Source organism: Streptomyces sp. HUAS MS02 (assembly GCF_055702265.1).
In genome coordinates, this window is sequence record NZ_CM146747.1 from 4,394,499 (window position 1) to 4,412,751 (window position 18,253).

The window sequence follows — 18,253 nt, forward strand, 5'->3', positions numbered from 1 at the left end:
CGTCCGCCGCATACAGTTCGCCCACTGATCTCACGCCACCCGTGAGAGAACGACCGTCCAGTCGCCGCTCGGGGAGTGGAGGTCCTCAATGCGGTCGAGCTTCCACTGCTGATCCTGGACAGGGAAGACGTCCCCTACCGCCAGCGAGTAGCGCGCCTCCTCCCCTGCCGATTCCACAGCAATCCGCACGGTCGCGGCCTGACCCTGAGGGGCATAAACATGGATGACGCTGAAGCTTCCAATGGGCCTGTTCGCCTGCATGTTGGGCGCCAGCGCAATTTCCTGAGTCATTTGGGTTCCAGAGTAGTGTAGTTCGGGAGAAAGTGCTTACGAAACTCTTCGAATGTCACGGGACGTGGATCTTTCCTGTTGTACGGGTTACGCAGATGAATGAACCCCTTGTCATCCACCTCGGTCACCTCGTACGCATGACCCGCGATGAGATCCTTGGGCGGCGGCTGCTCGTCCACCCTCGTCTTACGTGTACCAACTACGATCGGACAGTCGTTGCTCAACTTTTCCACGAAATGGTCCAGAACCTGCCGCCTCGGATCATGCCCTTCGAAGTTGTAGCCGGTTGGCAGCGGCCATGTCTCGGCGGGAACGCCAGTCAGCTGCACCATCAGTTCGGCGCGATCCCCGGATTTTGTCCCGTCGTCCAACCGTACGTATCCGGTGGGCATGTCCCCCTTGCAGTTGTGTACGGTCTTCCACGAGTCGGCCCGGTCCTCGGTCCATATCTGGTCGAGCCCCGCGATTGCCTTTTCCAGAACGGGCGCCCAGGCCGCGCCGGTCCCCACGGAATCCGCGAAGGCCGGCAAATCAGGCAGTTCGTCGTGAACAGGAAGATCAGGCGTCACCGTCAACTTGATGATGTGGCCGGTCGGCTCGTACCCACCCGCGCCCGTGGACTTGGCCGCATGCAACCTGACCTCGTAGGTGCCGTCCTCGTTCTCCCGGACGGCCGCCTGGATGTCCTCGGGTCGATGCGCCGCAACGGCCCCCATCGTGGCGATGACACCACAGTCCCCGAGTTCGCCCTGCTTGGTCTGTTCCCGGGTGGGCACTCCGTCGAAGAGAGGTGTCCGGGTCCCGTCGGGACGATCCAGCGGTGTGCCGTAGCGGTCCGGAGGATCCGATTTCCCGGGCGACTGGAACTCCGGCGTGTCCACGGTGTCCGTGATTTCCCGCACCCGATCGGCACCGCTGCCGCCGAACACGCTCTTCACCCGGTCCAGGAACTCACCCCGCAACAGGTCCTCGTCCCACGCCGAATCAGTCGTCGTATCCAGACCCACAGGCTCGCTCGGCTCGCCCGCGTCTTCGGCCGACGCGTCCGTGGTGTCGCTGTCCTCCGGCTCCGTGGGCTCAGTTGCTTCGCCGTCGCTCCCGTGGTCGTTCTCGGTCGGCGTGTACGAGCCCTCTACGGCGTCCGGCTCCTCCGGCTCCGCATCCGCTCGCCATGCAGATGTCCTGTCCACCTCGCTCGTGGTGCCATCCGGCGTCCGTTCTCCATCCCGGAGTTCAGTCACGTCGCGCCTGTCCTCCCACCGCGGCCCGGGGCCTTCTGGTCGTCCGTTCGAAGCAGGACAGGGCACGACCGAACTCTTTGCCCCACTCCTCCGACGGATCCGCACACCCGACGATCTGTTCGACCACTGACGGCGAGTGGCGACCGTGGTAGTAGACCCGCGTCTTCGTCCCCTTCCGCGCCCTGAACCGAGGCTCACCCACCGGGCACGGATCCTCCCCGTCGAGCTGCCCCCGCATCATCGCGGCCACATGCTCTGCCAGAGCATCCGGTGCGGCGGGCGCACCCACCCGACTGTGGACCGCCCGGTCCACAGCCTGGCCGATGGCGCAGTGCAGGAGGCGGCGGTCGTGATCGGTGGACAGGTACGGGTCGAGGGCCTTCCGCATCGCCTCGCCCGGCAAGGGCGTGGTCCACCCCAGCAGGTGCGCCGCCACCGCCATCTCCGCCCACAACGCGATCCGCAACTCTGGCTGCTCCACCAGCCGTTGCGCCCTGCGCAGGTCACGCAGGGTGCACGGCTCCGGAGTGCAGCAGGGGCCGCATGCCCGACTGCGCTCGCCCGTCAGCGCGGCAGCCGACGCCGGCCGGATCGCCCCGGCGTCCTCGCGGTCCGTCCCGTCCCGCATGCGGACCAGCAGCGGGTAATCCATACCGTCCGTGAAGACGGCGGCCTCTCCCGGCCGCAGGGTGACCAGGTACTCGGACTGGGCCGCCGTGATGTTCATCGTCGCGCCGACCGCCTCACGGTCGTCCTGGGCCGGGAGACGGTGGACGACCTTGGCGGCGGTGTTCTTGATGACGTCCGGGAGGAGCTTGGAGGGAATCTGGTCGGCGATGACCAGGCCCTCTCCGTACGCCCGGATCTCCGCCAGCAGACCGGCGAACATCTCCACCGCGTGGGCGCTCGCGCCGCCCTCCTCCGCTCGGCGGAGCAGCCGGTGAGCCTCCTCGAAGACGCTCAAGTGCCGCAAGGGGAAGGACAGTCGACGGGTCACGCGCTGTTCCATGCGCAGGTACTCGACGAGCCGGATGAGGATCGTGCCCATCAGGAACGCCTTGTCCTTGTCGTCGCCGACGTCCTCGATCTCGAAGACGACGTTGCGGCGCAGGAGTTCACCGAAGTCGAGCGGGCGTCCCCCCTCCAGGAAACGGCCCGTCGTGCCGAGCCGGAGACTGGCCAGACGGATCTTGATGAAGCCCTGGACGTTGTCGGCGACCTCTTTGCCGTACCCGATGTCGGTCACGACCTTCAGAGCCGTGTGCTCCAGGTCCTCCAGGGTCGGGTAGCGGGGCTCGGTGCCGGGGACAAGCGGTTCGCCGAGGGTGAGGTCCCAGCCCAGGTCCTCGTAGCAGCGGGTCAGCGCGGCGCTCAGTACCTGCGGGAACGGCTCCTGCGGGTCGAAGGAGGCGAGGAAGAGGGCGCGCACCATGTCGAGGTGCGTCTGGAGGGGGAAGCGCGAACCGTCCGCGTAGGCCGAGGGTTCCAGGGGGTTCAGCCCGGCCGGGAGCGCGTCGGGGTCGCCGGGCTTGATGACGACGACCTCGCTCGTGTCGCCGAGTCGCGCCGACATGAAGCGGTACTCGGCCTTGGCCGGCTCCACCACCAGCCACGGGATGCCCGCATGCGTAGCCGCCTCCAGCAGGCCGCGTACGGTCTGGGACTTGCCGCCGCCGGTCGCCCCGCACACGAAGGTGTGCCGGTTGAGGGTGGAGCGGGTCAGTTCCAGGTCGCCCACGGGGCTGCGGTTGCGGTCGAGCACGGACCCGAGCCGGACCGGAGGCGGGGTGTCGGCCGTGGCCGGACGGCCGGTGGTCTCGGGGGTGACGTCGAACTCCGGGCGCAACGCGAACCGTACGCCCGGTATCTCCTGAGCGGGTGGCCGGGCCAGGGAGGCCAGCAGGTCCGATCCGGCGTGGATCGGATACTCCTCGGGGGCCGGGAGGGCTCCGCCCAGTGCCGTGGGCAGGTCAGCGACCCGCCCGGTCGGCCGGAGCGCGTAGGGCAGCCCCTCCAGGTCCGCCGACGCGCAGACCAGCGCGGCGACGCGGTTCGCGTCCTCCGGCGTCCGCCCGCCGGCCAGCAGGCGTATCCGCCACAGTCCGGTGGCCCCCGCCTTGGCCAGGTCCTTGTGCCGTCGCTCCAAGCGGGCCGCCGCTATGGCGTACTCGGGCGAACCGTCCGCCTTGGACATGGCGCGGCGTTGTTCGTCGGCGATGTCGCCGGTGAGGTCGTCGAGTTCGGCGGCGGGCACCGGTTCGGCGAACACCATCCAGGCGAAGGGCTCCTGCCACACCGCGAGGAGGCAGTCCTCCAGGCTGGGCCGCTGCCGTGCGGCGCCGGCCCCGCTGGCGTTCGGCTCCGCGTCGACGAGCAGCCCGTCGGTCACACCGGCGACGACGCTCCAGTACGGGAAGTCGGCGAACAGGGACGCCGCGGTTCCCGTCGGCTGGGCCAGCCCACGGGCGCCGGCGGGGAGCCGTAGCAGAGTCGTGCCACCGTCCGCGTCGGCACGACCACCGAGCAGGGTGCTCCCCCCGACCATCACATCGATGGGCCGGTCCGCCGCCCGGCGTGCCCAACCGACGAACACCGCTCCGCCCGCCGGGTCGTCGGGTCGCCGTGCGTGATGCGCGGAGACCAGGGCGGCGAGTCGCTGGGCGTGCAGGTCGTCACCGGGGCCGCCGGGCCGGTCGTCCGTGAGGCGTTGGCGCGGGACCTCGCGCAACAGACATGCCTCCATGCCGACGAAGCGCTGCCACGTACCGCCGTACGACGTGGTGTCCATGGGGTTCAGACCGCTCCTGATCGCTGACCGACGCTGTCGTCGATCGAATGGGATCGCACCGCGCAACAGCAATTTCGAGCCGGGTCCACAGGATGCGGCCAGGTGCGCTCCTTGCCGTCCGGCTCGAAGGCGTTGCCGGAATCGGCGGCCCCACCTGCTTCACTCCGGCGAACGGGCGAAGCACCCCGGATGCCGGAGATGTCCGCCGACGTGAAGAAAGGGGTGTCAACCCTCACTTGACCAGGATCGTGCGCGAGCAGTGCGGTTGGCAACGTCTCCCCCGTTGTCGATCTTGCGGGCTATACCCTAGGGCCGGTCGGGGTCCAAGCCAAGCCTTGCAACTGTGACTTCGTTTCCGGCGGTTCCAACTGGACTCGGGGAGCGAATTCATGCAGCATGTTTCGGCTGCGAATAATGACTGGCTGTCCGCTTCGGCGGTCACGGGGGCGAGTTCAATCACCAGAGGCGTACGTGTTACCACCCTCGGGACGGTCATTTCCCAACTGTCCATATGTGACTGCCTCTTCGGCACACATTCTCCCCAGGGCGGACCTCTCACGTGACCCATCCTGTCGATCCGCACCAACCGGGCCGGCCGGTCGGCCCCGGCCACCCTCCCCACGGCCAACCTCCGCACGGTCAGCCGCATCAGGGGCCGCCCGCCTCGTACCCGGCTCCCGGCGCGCCGCCGACCATGCCGCCGTACGGCGCCCCGGTCCCGCCTCCGCAGGCGTACGCGCAGGGCCCCGCCCACCCGCCTCCGGCACAACCGCCCTACCAGGCGGCCCCACCCCAGCAGTTCGCACCGCAGCCGTATCCGCAACAGCCGCATCCCCAGCAGCACTACCCGGCGCCTCCACAGGCGCCGCAACCCCCCTACGCCACACAGCAGATGCCTCCCCAGGCCCCCCACCATCCGCTGTACGCGGCTCCGCAGGCCCCGCCGTACACGCAGCCCGCCCAGCCGCAGTCCGCGTACCCGCAGGCCCCACTGAGCTACCCGCCACACCCCCAGCCGCAGTCAGCTCTTCCGCAGACGACGCAATACCAGCAGTACGCACCGCCACCGCCTCCCCCGGCCCTCTCCACCGCCGCCCCCGCATCTCCTGCTGCCCACACCCCGGTGGGAACCCCCGAGATCCGCCGGGGTGCCGATTCCACGTCCGTGACCACCATGCTGCTCAACATCCCCCTCTTCCTGGGCAGTCTGCTGGTGATGATCCTCATATCGCTGTCCATGCCGAGCGGCGTGGACGTGGCGTTCGTCGTCGCCTGGGTCGCGTCGGGCGCCCTGGTGTTCAACCGCCCGACCGAACGAGGTCTCGCAAAGCTGTACTTCAAGATGCGCGAACCCCTGGCGAGCGAACTCGTCGTGCTCCAGCCGCTGTGGGACGAGGTGACCCAGCGGGCCGGCGTCGACGGGTCCAAGTACGACCTGTGGATGGAGGACACCGACGAACTCAACGCCTCGGCCGCGGCGGGCCACATCGTCGCTGTGACACGCGGTGCCATGCGCAACCTCCCGCCCCAGCACCTGGCCGCCGTGCTCGCCCACGAGCTGGGCCACCACGTCGGCGGCCACGCCTGGTCCGGACTGCTCGGCCTCTGGTACGCCGTGCCCGCCCGGCTCGTCATGAGTGCCCTGAGGCTGGTGATCCGCGTCATCGCCGCGATCTCCGAATTCCTCGCGGGGCTCTTCGTGCTGTTCCTCGGCGTCCTGGCCATCGGTCTGCTGTTCACCTTCCCGGCCGCGCTCGCCCTCTACGCCGTACCGTTCCTGCTCGCCTGGTCCGGGCGGCAGAGCGAACTGCGGGCCGACCGGTTCGCGGGCCTGATCGGCTACGGCCCCCTCCTGGTCACCGTGTTCACCGCATGGCACGCGGAGGGAGCCGACGACGCCCGCCGAAAGCAGCGAACGATGGCGCGCCTCATGTCCACGCACCCGCCGTTCCACAAGCGCATACGCGCGATCGAGACCTTCGTCGCCTGACCGGCCTGGAGCCCTCCCATGACGATCGAGAACACCGAGGCCGGGCCGCTCGGCCCGTATCTGAGACTCTTCGACCCCGGACAGCGCGTCGGTTGGGTCTACCGCGACCCCGAGTCGCTGCGTCAGCCCTTCGTCGAAGCCGAGCCACAACGCCAGGAGCTGGACGGCAGCTACGAGAACCGCATACAGGCCGCCCGGCTGGACCGCAAGGACCGCATCAGCTCCGCGCTGAGGATCGGTATCCCCGTCGCGGTGGTCTTCTACCTGCTGAGCCTCGTCTTCACGGTGATGCTCACCATCGGCGGTGTCATCGTCGGCATTCTGGTGGTGCGTGCCCTCTACGCCTCGGTGCGGTTCTCCGTCGCCACCCGCGCCCGCACCGCCCAGGAGAAGGCGCTGGAGGAAAGGTTCCAGCACGACTGGCAGTCATGGCACCAGCGCTGGACTCTTCACGAGGCACAGCAGACGCAGTGGGTCTCCGGCCTGGACGCCTGGGGCGCGCTGCCTTTCGGGGCGGACACCCGACGGCTGGACGTCTTCGGCGGCAGCCAGCGTGGGCGCGAGGGCTTCCTCACGGTGTTCGGCGCGTCGACACTGCGCGAACGGCCCCTGATCGTGCTGGACCTGACCCAGGCGATGGTCTGCCGCGAGCTGTCCGTGCTCGCCGAGGCGGGCGGCGTACCCGTGGACGTGCAACTGCTGCCCAGCCGTATGACGGAGAGCGGCATCGTGGGCGGGCTCGCGCCCCACGAACTGGTACAGGCCCTGGTCGAGGCCATGCACGGCGACAGCCCGGAGTCGGGTCGGGCCGAGCGGGCCGTGTACACCCGGATCCTCACCCAACTGTGCGGCGCGCTGGGCGACGACGTGTCCCTGGCGCGGCTCGGTGCGGGGCTGCGGGTCCTGGTGGGTGAGGCCGACGACGCCAAGGCGCTGAGCAGGGAGGAGCGCAACCGCATCGCGGACGACCTGTTCAGCGACAAGAACAAGGACCAGATGCGGGACAGCCTCATCCGGCTCGCGTCCTTCGTGCACCCGTTGGAGCAGCTGGGAACGGCCCGTGAGGGCCGCGGGCCGGGCTATCTGACCTGCGTCGCCCTGGACTTCGGCGCGGGCTCGGCGAGCACCGAGCTGCTGGCCGACCTCGCCATGCAGAGCGTGATGCGGCGGCTCTCCTCGTTCCAGGAGGAGGCCCCCAGCGTCGTCGTGATGCTCGGAGAGCAGGGTCTCCAGCGACGCCATCTGGAGAATCTGGCGCAGCTCTGCGAACGTCGCGGCTCCCAACTCACCTTTGTGCACTCGCATTTGAGGGAGGCCGGCGAGGAGCTCATCGGGGGCGGGACGGTCGCCTTCATGCGGCTCGGCAACCACCAGGAAGCCACGGTCGCCGCCGACTTCCTGGGCCGCCACCACTCTTTCGTCCTGCACTCGCTGACGGACACCGAGGGCCGGACCGTCAACACCTCCGTCGCCAGGACGATCGGCTCCTCCACCAGCCGCGGCACCACCACCAGCCACTCGGAGACGTACAGCCGGAACTGGGGCAGCAGCAGCTCCACGACCTACCAGGGCTGGTTCAACCCGCTCTCGACGTCGGACTCGACCAACTCGGGCGGCGGCTACAGCAAGACGACCGGCACCTCCACGAGCGTCACCCACACCACGAACGAGTCCACCACCCACACGACCGGCGACAGTGACAGCACGAGCCTGGCGACCGGGCGGCAGCGTGTCTACGAGTACGCCCTCGAACCCACGCAGCTCCAGTCGCTCGCCGAGTTCAACCTGCTGGTGGTGGAGCGGCAGCCCGGCGGTGCCGTGCAGGTGCACGCCGCCGACTGCAACCCCAACGTGGTCCTGCTGGACCGGGTGAGCACGCAGCCGTTGCCCCGCTTCGACACCCTGCCGCACCACACCCCCGCTCCCGCCATCGCTGCCGAGCAGGCGCCTCCGGAGCCCCAGCAGCAGTACTACCCGCCGGTGCAGCAGCCCGAGGCACCGCAACAGCCGTACGCCGGAGCGCCCCAGCAGCCGTACGCCCCGGCTCCTCAGGCCATGCCACCTCAGCAGCCGTACGCTCCGGCGGCACCGCAGGCCCCGGGCCCCCAGTGGTCGTCGTCACCTGGTCAGCCGGCCGACCCCCGCACGTGGGGCATGCCGCAGCAGCCGACCCCACCCCAGCAGCCCCCGGGCGGCTGGACCCAGGGGCCGCCGCCGAACTGGCCGGGGCAGCATTGACATGCTCCTCGCCCTGAAGGGCGAGGATCCTCAGTTGGGAGCCGCTCCGGCACCACAACCACAGGCAGTACGTGCGTACGGCCCCCGGAGGGCGCTTCCACTTCCTCCGGCACGGGAAGACACAGGCTTCGAGAATGGTGTTCGAGACGGGTGACAGGTAGTGGCGACCGCGAGAAGTAACCGGACTCCCGCCCAACTGCTCGACGAGTTCCGGGCACTTGAGCGTGTGCACTGGCCCACGGTGTGGGCGGGGCCGCCCGCACCGGGCCGTCCGCTGGAAGACTGGTGCGCCCAGTTCGGCCGGAAGCCGCGGTCCGCCGAGTGGCTCCTGGATGTCACCGGCCCCACCGGTCAGGGCATGGCGCTCTATCCCGTCGAGGAGCGTGGTTGGGCTCCGGTGAAGCTCGTCAGCTGGCCCCCTGGGGCCTGAGCGCCGACAACACCTACGAGAACGACGCCGTCTCGACCGGTCCGCCGACGCCTGGAGCGCCTTCGAGGCGGCCCTCCGGCCCGCTCTCGGTGAACCGGAGTACTCAGGTGCCTGAGACGACACGGACGTCCCCGAGCCCTGGCACGAGCGTCACTGGCTCATGCCCCTGAATATCCGGCTGGGAGGACATGTGCCCGTACCGGCTGACGATCTGGCGGGAGCGTCAGCCCGAGGATCGCATCACAGTCCTCCGAGTGGCCCTGGGCCCCGCACTCGAACCGGGCGAGCTGCGAAGGGCCTTGATCGCCATCACCTGCCGCCCACCCGAGATCCGACCCGGCCCACCCCACGGCGCATCGGTCAGATGACACGAGGGGCAGGTCGTCGAATCCGAAGCCCGCCCTGGGCGCCCACCCGGTGCCACCAGCCCGGGCGGGTACCACGTGAGCCCTCCTGTGCGGCGTTTGCCTTGCTGTTGCCTCAAGGCGCATCTACGGGCTCGTAGAGCACGTCGGTTCTGAGAATTGTTTTCGTACCTTCAAGAAGCGGGGCCGAGTCGTGAAGCGTCCGATGCCAGAAGAGGAGCGCATCGCCCGGTTCGGGGTGGTGGGCGCTCAATATTTCCTCAGGCTTCGCGAGCCGGGGCCAGTCCGAGAAGTCACGTTGCACAAAGGGAAGATCGTTCTGCTTATCGGCGATGAACCGCGTTTCTCCCCCCACTGCCTCATATGACAGGTAGACGACGACAGTCAGGAGAGTTCGCCTTCCGTCGGGGGCAAAATAGGGAGAATCGTAGTGCGGGACAAGAAATCCGTCGTGTTCGTACGTGATGAAGCGCATGCGCGGATTGACGGCCGCCGGCTTCCATGGCCTTCCGTCTGAATCCGTCGGATCGTCCGATCCCACCTCAAACGATAGAAACGTCCGCAGCCTGCGGTAGAACTCTGCCGCCAAGGCTTCGGATTCAGCCGTGGCACGGAGATGAGCGACCGGATCTCCGTCTGTATAGTTGGCGGCATTTCCATCTCGACCCACCGGCACAAAGCGCTGGGAAGCCAGTTCGGCCGCGAATATCTCCACTTCAGCCGGAGTGAGGAAATTGCGAATCACCCTGGCATCGACATTTGGGATCTCCAACTCGATCGGGGCCCATGAGTCATCGGCAGATATTCGACTCAGCGCTTCTTCGGAGAGCTCAAAGGGATTTACCGGCATTCCGAACATGCTCACTTCTCCGTCCTGCGGTCAGCGTCAATACCAACGTGACCGTGAACCCAACCGCCCGGAACAGTCACAGGCGGCATATTGAGGCGAATGGCAGGGCTGCGGGCCACGCACTTGTGCGCGTCGAATCCGTGGAGGTACTCGAGGCTGCTGGAGCCAATGCCTGCAGGGAGCGGAGACCACTGAGCAGTTATCGTCATGATGACGATATTAGGCCGAGGTGAACCCACGAAGCAAGCAGGACGTACCCAAAGCGGCGGAAGGGGCCGGGAGGCAGCCTCAAGCGGTTCCGCGCGATCGCGACCAGGTTCGACAAGCCCGCCGACCGCTACCGCGAGTCACCGCGGTCGACGAGGCCGGCAACAAGTCTGCGAAGTCCGCGGGCACCCACGTCTCGCGGGGTGATCACGCCCCCTCCGCGCCCACCGGTCTGACCGCGACCACGAAACCGGCGGCCGGCATCGGGTTGACCGGGGCCATCGTCGGTCAGGATGACGAGCTGACATGGCGAAGCGACCCCGAGGCGGACGAGGTGGACGAGGTGGACGAGGTGGACCACTATGACGTCTACCGGGGCCAACTCGTCGACGGCACCTGGCAGTACGAGCTGTGGAACTCCGTGCACGAGGGATGGACGGACCCCGATGAACCCCTGAGTCACGTCCAGGAGTTGTACGGCTCTCGCGGCGAGACCGTCCGCTGGGCGGTCATCGCCGTGGACATCCATCGCAACTCCCGCTTCGGCACCGGCGAGGAGTTCTCGTACGTCACCTTGACGGAACCGGTCGGCGCACCGGACGCGTGACCCGCGCTCCCTACGGGGAGGCGGCCGATACCTGTGCGCCTGGGGCCCCAGACCCCGACCGACACACACGCCCCACGGGGCCCGTACAACCAATCGCCCACCTCAGCTGTCTGTTCGTCGGCGGTAGTGTCCCTGGCCGCTGACGATCAGGCACCAGGCATCCCACACAGGCACCGGCGCAGAAGGACCCAAGTGATCCCGAAAACCCCAGTCAGACGTACGGCCGGCGCGACCGCCGTCGTGTTCGCCACCGCTGGTGGACTGCTCACCGCGACCGCCACGCCCGCGTCCGCCGCCGTCACCTGCTCCTCCCCCGTCTTCAAGCGGCAGCTCTTCGCGAACACCACCTTCTCCGGCACCCCGAAGAAGACGGACTGCGACAGCGCGATCGACCAGAACTGGGGCACCGGCGCCCCCGCCACCGGTCTGCCGACCAACAACTTCGGTGTCCGCTGGACCGTCACCCGGGACTTCGGGTCCGGTGGCCCGTTCACGCTCTCCGTCTCCGGCCTGGACGGGATCCGCGTCTATCTGGACCCGGGCACGACCGACGCCCGCAAGATCAGCCTCTGGAAGAACGGCTCGACGACCGTCTCCACGGCCGTCAACCTCACCATCCCCTCCGGCAGGCACACCCTGCGCGTCGACTACGTCAACTGGACCGGCTCCGCCAAGGTCAAGTTCACGTACACGCCCCGCACCTCCGCCACCGTCGACACGGTCAAGCCCCTTGTTCCGACCGGGACTTCGGTGTCGTACGACTCGGAGACGGGCAAGGCCAAGCTGACCTGGGCGAAGAACAAGGAGATGGACCTCGCCGGGTACAAGGTCTACCGGCGGCTCAAGGGCGCCTCGTTCGGCAGCACGCCGCTCGCGACGACCACCTCCACCTCGTACACCGACACCGGACTGCCGAAGTCGGGCGCGGCGTACTACTACGAGGTCCGCGCCTACGACAAGGCGGGCAATGCGTCGGTGGGCACGGCCGATCAGCTGGTCACCACGGTGGACCGGATCCCGCCCACCGTCCGGGATCTGAAGGTCAGCGGTGTGTCCGCCCTCGACGGGGTGTCGCTCTGGTGGATGTCCGAGGGGGCCGAGACGAGCCGGCTGCTGAGGGCCGTCTCGCCCGACGGGCCGTTCGAGGAGGTCAGGGGCCCCTGGGGCAACTCGGCGACCGATGCCACCGCCCCGTACGGGGAGACCTCGTACTACAAGGTCGCGGTGTCGGACGCGGCGGGCAACACCGCGTACTCGTCGGTGGTGTCGGTCGCCAGGCCGCTCGCGGTGCCGTACCTCTGGAAGACGGAGAACCGGCCGGAGGACGGCGGCGGTGTCGATCTGCGCTGGGACGTGTCGCCGTACGCGCCGACCGAGTTCCGGGTCCACCGCGAGGAGCGCCGTTTCGACAACGCGACCGGGACCTTCGACGTCGTCGACTCCCGGGTCGTGCCCTGCGAACCGAAGCTCACCGACACCGCCTACGGCACCAAGTACAGCTACACCTGCACCGACACCACCGTCGTGCCGAGCCCCAACGACGGGTTCTACGTGTACTGGGTGACGACCGTCGACGCGCTCGGCCGGGAGTCGGGCCCCTCGCAGACCATCTCCCACGGCTACGGCGACGGCACCGCCCCACCGCTCGTCACCGGGTTCACGGCCACCGCCACCGCGTACGGCACGGTACTGGACTGGGACGACAGCCCGGTCACCGACCTCGCCGAGTACAACGTGTTCCGGCTCAGCACGGTGGACGACGGGACCGAGTACACGCATGTGGGCACGGTCAAGGCGGGCACCAGCCGGCTCGTCGACTCGGGGAACCTCCAGGACGGCGAGCACCACACGTACTTCGTGGACGCGGTGGACACCTCGGGCAACTCCAACTACACGTCGGCCGACAAGATGGTGTCCACGACCGTCACCGAGCTCGACCTGCGGCCCACCGTGGAGACCCCCGCGGACTGGCTGGTCGACGCGAGGGCCGAGAAGGCCGTCGGCGGGGCCGGGGTCGACCTCACCTGGAAGCTGTCCAGCTCGTACCACGGGACGGACATCACCGGTTACCGGGTGTACCGGTGGAACCCGGCCACCGCCGCCTATGAGCTCCTGACCACCGACCCGGTGACCGGCACGTCGTACACCGACGCCACGGCCGCCGCCGGCACCACCCACTTCTACTGGGTGACCGCCCTCCACGCCGACGGCACCGAATCCGCCCCCGACGACGCCTGGGTGGCCCTGGCCCCCTGAGCACACCTACCAGGACACAGCAGGGGCCCGGAGGTTCAGCTGAACCTCCGGGCCCCTGTTCGCACTTGACGTATCGTCAGTCCGCCGACGCCTGCCGACCCTTCGGCCGCCACACCACCAACGCGCTGCTCTGCTGCACTTCCTGGTACGGCACCAGATCGCGCCGGTACGAGGCGTGGACCGCCGCCTCGCGCTGGCGCATGGCCGCGGCGGCGCCGTCGAGCGCGGCCTCCATCTCGGCCACCCGGGACTGGAGCGCGGCGACCTGGTTCTCCAGTTCGATGATGCGCTTGATGCCGGCCAGGTTGATGCCCTCGTCCTGCGACAACTGCTGGACGGTACGCAGCAGTTCGATGTCGCGGGCCGAGTAGCGACGGCCCCGCCCGGCGGTGCGGTCCGGGGAGACCAGGCCGAGACGGTCGTACTGGCGCAGGGTCTGCGGGTGCAGACCGGAGAGCTGGGCGGCCACCGAGATGACGTACACCGGTGTCTCTTCCGTCAGCTCATAGGGGTTTCGTCGGCGGCCGTCCATCACATTCATGCTCCCTTCGCGGCCTGGAACAGCTCCGCTCGCGGGTCCTCACCCGCGGTCGCCTCGCGATACGCCTCCAGCGCGTCACGAGCCTTCCCCGACAGGTCCTTCGGGACACTCACCTCGACCGTGATCAGCAGGTCCCCGCGCGTGCCGTCCTTGCGGACGGCGCCCTTGCCCCGGGCCCGCATCGTACGGCCGTTGGGGGTGCCCGGAGGCAGTTTCAGGGTGACCGACGGACCGCCCAGGGTCGGGACCCGGACCTCTCCGCCGAGCGCCGCCTCGGGGTACGTCACCGGGACGGTCACCGTGAGGTTGTCGTCCTTGCGGCCGAACACCGGGTGCGGGTCGACGTGCACGACGACGTACAAGTCGCCTGCGGGGCCGCCCCGTTCGCCGGGGGCACCCTTGCCGCGCAGCCGGATCCGCTGGCCGTCGGAGACGCCCGCCGGGATCCGGACCTGCATGGTGCGGGAGGACTTGGCGCGGCCCGAGCCCTTGCAGATGTCGCAGGGGTGCTCGGCGATCAGGCCGCGGCCCTTGCAGTCCGGGCAGGGGTCGGTGAGCGAGAAACCGCCGCCGGAGCCCCGCGCGACCTGGCCGGTGCCGACGCATGTCGGGCAGACCCGGGGGGTGCCGTTGGCGTCGCCGGTGCCCGAACATGCCTTGCAGGGGGACTGCGAGGACATGCGCAGCGGTACGGTCGCGCCCTCGATGGCCTCGGTGAAGCTCAGCGTGACCTCGGACTCGATGTCCTGGCCGCGCCGGGGCTGCACCCGGGTGGTGCCGGAGCTGCCCCGGTTGAACAGGCCGCCGAAGACGTCGCCGATACCCCCGCCGAAGCCGCCCGCTCCCCCGCCGCCCTGCGCGCCGCCTCCGAAGAGGTCGCCCAGGTCGAAGTTGAACGAGCCGCCGCCGGCTCCGGGTCCGGGGCGGAAGCCGCCGTTGCCGAAGAGGGTGCGGGCCTCGTCGTACTCCTTGCGCTTCTTGGGGTCACCGAGGATGTCGTTGGCCTCGGAGATCTCCTTGAAGCGCTCCTCCGCCTTGGCGTTCCCCTTGTTGGCGTCCGGGTGGTACTCGCGGGCGAGCTTGCGGTACGCCTTCTTGATCTCGGCCTCGGTGGCGTCCTTGGGGACGCCGAGGACCTTGTAGTAGTCCTTCTCGATGAAGTCCTTGGTACTCATCCTCGACGTCCCTCCTCCCACTCACCCTGCATGCCGTGCCGGCCTGTGGCGTCAGCCCTCGTCCGGGCCACCGCTCTCCTTGTCGTCGGCACCGGAGGCACCCTCGGCCTCCTCGGCCTTGGCCGTCTGCGCGCCGGGCTGCGGCTCGGCCACGGCCACCCGCGCGGGGCGGATGGTGCGCTCGCCGATGCGATACCCCGGCTGGAGAATCGCCACGCACGTCGTCTCGGTGACGTCGGGCGCGTAGCTGTGCATCAGGGCCTCGTGGATCGTCGGGTCGAAGGGCTCGCCCTCCTTGCCGAACTGCATGAGACCCATCTTCGCGGCGACGGTCTCGAGCGACTCCGCGACGGACTTGAAGCCGCCGACGAGTTCGCCGTGCTCACGCGCGCGGCCGATGTCGTCGAGCACGGGCAGGAGTTCGGTCAGGAGGTTCGCGATGGCGATCTCCTTGACCGTGATCCGGTCACGCTCGACCCGTCGACGGTAGTTCTGGTACTCGGCCTGGAGGCGCTGGAGGTCCGCCGTGCGCTCACCGAGCGCCGTACGCACCTGGTCCAGCTGCGCCGTCAGACCGGCCACCTGGGCCGTCGCTGCCGCGTCCCCGGCCGGGGCCGCCCCCTCCTGGGGGGCGGCCTTCGGCTCGGCGTCCTCGGAGCCGGAGGGGACATCAGGCTGCTGCGGCTGAGCCGACTGCGGCTGCTGCTCGTCGAAGCCCGGGGTCTCCTCCGTCACGCGGCACCGTCCTTGCGGTCACGCGGCTCGTCGACGATCTCGGCGTCGACGACGTCGTCGTCGGCCTTGGCGTCACCGGCGCCGGCCTCGCCGCCCGCGGCCTGCGCGGCCTGGGCGTCGGCGTAGAGCGCCTGGCCGAGCTTCTGCGAGACGGCCGCGACCTTCTCGGTGGCCGTGCGGATCTCGGCGGTGTCCTCGCCCTTGAGCACTTCCTTCAGCTCGGCGACGGACGCCTCGACCTCGGTCTTGATGTCACCGGGGACCTTGTCCTCGTTGTCCTTGAGGAACTTCTCGGTCTGGTAGACGAGCTGCTCGCCCTGGTTGCGGGTCTCGGCGGCCTCGCGGCGGCGGTGGTCCTCCTCCGCGTACTGCTCGGCCTCCTGGCGCATCCGGTCGACCTCGTCCTTCGGCAGCGAGGAGCCGCCGGTGACGGTCATCTTCTGCTCCTTGCCCGTGCCGAGGTCCTTCGCGGTCACGTGCATGATGCCGTTGGCGTCGATGTCGAAGGACACCTCGATCTGCGGGACGCCGCGGGGCGCCGGCGGCAGACCGGTCAGCTCGAACATCCCGAGCTTCTTGTTGTACGCCGCGATCTCGCGCTCGCCCTGGTAGACCTGGATCTGCACGGACGGCTGGTTGTCCTCGGCGGTGGTGAAGATCTCGGACCGCTTGGTCGGGATCGTCGTGTTCCGCTCGATGAGCTTGGTCATGATGCCGCCCTTGGTCTCGATACCGAGGGACAGCGGGGTGACGTCGAGGAGCAGGACGTCCTTGACCTCGCCCTTGAGGACACCGGCCTGGAGCGAGGCGCCGATGGCGACGACCTCGTCCGGGTTCACACCCTTGTTGGCCTCCTTGCCGCCGGTCAGCTCCTTGACGAGCTCGGCGACGGCGGGCATACGGGTGGAGCCACCGACGAGAACGACGTGGTCGATCTCGGACAGGGCGATCCCGGCGTCCTTGATGACGTTGTGGAACGGCGTCTTGCAGCGCTCCAGCAGGTCCGCGGTCAGCTGCTGGAACTGGGCGCGGGTGAGCTTCTCGTCGAGGTGCAGGGGGCCCTCGGCGGAGGCGGTGATGTAGGGCAGGTTGATCGAGGTCTCGGTGGACGAGGACAGCTCGATCTTGGCCTTCTCGGCGGCCTCGCGGAGGCGCTGGAGGGCCATCTTGTCCTTGGCGAGGTCCACGCCGTGGCCGGCGCGGAACTGCTGCACCAGGTAGTCGACGACGCGCTGGTCCCAGTCGTCACCACCGAGGTGGTTGTCACCGTTGGTGGCCTTCACCTCGACGACGCCGTCACCGATCTCCAGGAGCGACACGTCGAAGGTGCCGCCGCCGAGGTCGAAGACGAGGATCGTCTGGTCGTCCTTGTCGAGGCCGTAGGCGAGGGCGGCGGCGGTCGGCTCGTTGACGATACGGAGCACGTTGAGGCCCGCGATCTCACCGGCCTCCTTGGTCGCCTGGCGCTCGGAGTCGTTGAAGTAGGCCGGGACGGTGATGACCGCGTCCGCGACCTTCTCGCCCAGGTAGGCCTCGGCGTCGCGCTTCAGCTTCTGCAGGATGAAGGCGCTCATCTGCTGCGGGTTGAAGTGCTTCCCGTCGAGCTCGATCTTCCAGTCCGTGCCCATGTGACGCTTGACGGACCGGATGGTCCGGTCCACGTTCGTGACCGCCTGACGCTTGGCGACCTCGCCGACGAGCACCTCACCGTTCTTGGCGAAGGCGACGACGGACGGCGTGGTCCTGGCGCCCTCGGCGTTGGTGATGACGGTGGGCTCGCCGCCCTCCAGAACGCTGACGACGGAGTTAGTCGTGCCCAGGTCGATGCCGACCGCACGTGCCATTTCAATTCCTCCAACAATGACTTGAGTGGAACGGACTCAAGTGTGCATGACGCCCACCGATGGGTCAACAGAGCTGAGTCGAGGGGACTCAACTCTTATGTTTTCCTTATACGCAACTGGCTCCTGACCTGCGGAGATGCTTCCTGCGCGGGTGGACGGGGAGGGTGACGGACGGGCTGCGACCGGGGGCCGGAGGAAGGCGGGGCTGCGACCGGGGGCCGGAGGAAGGCGGGGCTGCGACCGGGGGCCGGAGGAAGGCGGGGCTGCGACCGGGGGCCGGAGGAAGGCGGGGCTGCGACCGGGGCACTGGGGATGACCGGAGGCGGGCGACGCTCGGCCGGAGGGTGATGGCGAACGACCGGGGGCGGCGCGGGACGACAGACGGCCGGAGGCTGGCGGCGGACGGCGGAGGCAGACGGCGGACGGCTGGCGGCAGGCGGCAGGCGGCAGGCGGCAGACGGCGGACGGCAGGCGGCAGGCGGCGGGCGACAGACGGCCGGAGGCGGGCGGCAAACGGCAGGCGGCTGGCTGCAGACGGCCGGAGGCAGACGGCAGACGGCAGACGGCCGGAGGCAGACGGCTGGCTGCAGACGGCCGAGGCAGACGGCCGGAGGCAGACGGCCGGAGGCAGACGGCCGGAGGCAGACGGCCGGAGGCAGACGGCCGGAGGCGGACGCCCGGAGGCAGACGGCTCG

General features: G+C 69.0%; 13 protein-coding genes. 5 read left to right on the plus strand and 8 right to left on the minus strand.

The annotated features are described in order from the left end of the window. Nucleotides 1-30: 30 nt before the first annotated feature. From ACZ9QC_RS18895 to ACZ9QC_RS18905, 3 genes are read right to left on the minus strand one after another with little or no spacing between them, the layout of a single operon-like run. Nucleotides 31-291, minus strand: coding sequence for a DUF6406 domain-containing protein (locus tag ACZ9QC_RS18895; protein ID WP_472921180.1), 261 nt, complete (start codon nt 289-291; stop codon nt 31-33). Next, nucleotides 288-1,532, minus strand: a complete 1,245-nt coding sequence (locus tag ACZ9QC_RS18900; protein WP_472921181.1) for a calpain family cysteine peptidase — start codon at nt 1,530-1,532, stop codon at nt 288-290. Before ACZ9QC_RS18900 ends, ACZ9QC_RS18895 begins: the two co-directional genes overlap by 4 nt. Further along, nucleotides 1,525-4,320 carry an ATP-binding protein gene (locus ACZ9QC_RS18905; protein WP_472921182.1) on the minus strand — a complete coding sequence of 932 codons (2,796 nt, stop codon included), beginning with the start codon at nt 4,318-4,320 and terminating at the stop codon, nt 1,525-1,527. Before ACZ9QC_RS18905 ends, ACZ9QC_RS18900 begins: the two co-directional genes overlap by 8 nt. A 1,174-nt stretch (nt 4,321-5,494) precedes the next feature. On the opposite strand from ACZ9QC_RS18905, the gene ACZ9QC_RS18910 reads away from it, so the two are divergent. From ACZ9QC_RS18910 to ACZ9QC_RS18920, 3 genes are all read left to right on the plus strand, one after another. Beyond that, complete coding sequence (locus tag ACZ9QC_RS18910) at nt 5,495-6,310, plus strand: M48 family metalloprotease (RefSeq protein ID WP_472921731.1); 816 nt, start codon at nt 5,495-5,497, stop codon at nt 6,308-6,310. 18 nt (nt 6,311-6,328) lie between these two features. Next, nucleotides 6,329-8,548 carry a hypothetical protein gene (locus ACZ9QC_RS18915; RefSeq protein ID WP_472921183.1) on the plus strand — a complete coding sequence of 740 codons (2,220 nt, stop codon included), beginning with the start codon at nt 6,329-6,331 and terminating at the stop codon, nt 8,546-8,548. Nucleotides 8,549-8,774: 226 nt separating this feature from the next. Next, nucleotides 8,775-8,978: a hypothetical protein gene (locus ACZ9QC_RS18920; RefSeq protein ID WP_472921184.1), complete on the plus strand. Its 204-nt coding sequence runs from the start codon at nt 8,775-8,777 to the stop codon at nt 8,976-8,978. 480 nt (nt 8,979-9,458) lie between these two features. Here ACZ9QC_RS18920 and ACZ9QC_RS18925 read toward each other — a convergent pair whose 3' ends face one another. Further along, nucleotides 9,459-10,202, minus strand: coding sequence for a 2OG-Fe(II) oxygenase (locus ACZ9QC_RS18925; RefSeq protein ID WP_472921732.1), 744 nt, complete (start codon nt 10,200-10,202; stop codon nt 9,459-9,461). Nucleotides 10,203-10,734: 532 nt separating this feature from the next. Between ACZ9QC_RS18925 and ACZ9QC_RS18930 the strand changes: the two genes are divergently transcribed. Beyond that, on the plus strand, nt 10,735-11,007 hold the full coding sequence (locus ACZ9QC_RS18930) for a hypothetical protein (protein WP_472921185.1): 273 nt from the start codon (nt 10,735-10,737) through the stop codon (nt 11,005-11,007). Between the two features lie 192 nt (nt 11,008-11,199). Beyond that, nucleotides 11,200-13,263, plus strand: a complete 2,064-nt coding sequence (locus ACZ9QC_RS18935; protein WP_472921186.1) for a PA14 domain-containing protein — start codon at nt 11,200-11,202, stop codon at nt 13,261-13,263. Between the two features lie 76 nt (nt 13,264-13,339). Here ACZ9QC_RS18935 and ACZ9QC_RS18940 read toward each other — a convergent pair whose 3' ends face one another. The 4 genes from ACZ9QC_RS18940 to dnaK are packed head-to-tail and all read right to left on the minus strand — an operon-like array spanning nt 13,340 to nt 17,558. After that, nucleotides 13,340-13,795, minus strand: coding sequence for a heat shock protein transcriptional repressor HspR (locus tag ACZ9QC_RS18940; protein ID WP_152174142.1), 456 nt, complete (start codon nt 13,793-13,795; stop codon nt 13,340-13,342). A 5-nt stretch (nt 13,796-13,800) separates the two neighbouring features. Next, on the minus strand, nt 13,801-14,979 hold the full coding sequence (gene dnaJ, locus ACZ9QC_RS18945; RefSeq protein WP_472921187.1) for a molecular chaperone DnaJ: 1,179 nt from the start codon (nt 14,977-14,979) through the stop codon (nt 13,801-13,803). Nucleotides 14,980-15,030: 51 nt separating this feature from the next. After that, nucleotides 15,031-15,714: a nucleotide exchange factor GrpE gene (gene grpE, locus ACZ9QC_RS18950; RefSeq protein WP_316726821.1), complete on the minus strand. Its 684-nt coding sequence runs from the start codon at nt 15,712-15,714 to the stop codon at nt 15,031-15,033. Further along, complete coding sequence (gene dnaK, locus ACZ9QC_RS18955; protein WP_472921188.1) at nt 15,711-17,558, minus strand: molecular chaperone DnaK; 1,848 nt, start codon at nt 17,556-17,558, stop codon at nt 15,711-15,713. Before dnaK ends, grpE begins: the two co-directional genes overlap by 4 nt. Between the last annotated feature and the right edge of the window lie 695 nt (nt 17,559-18,253).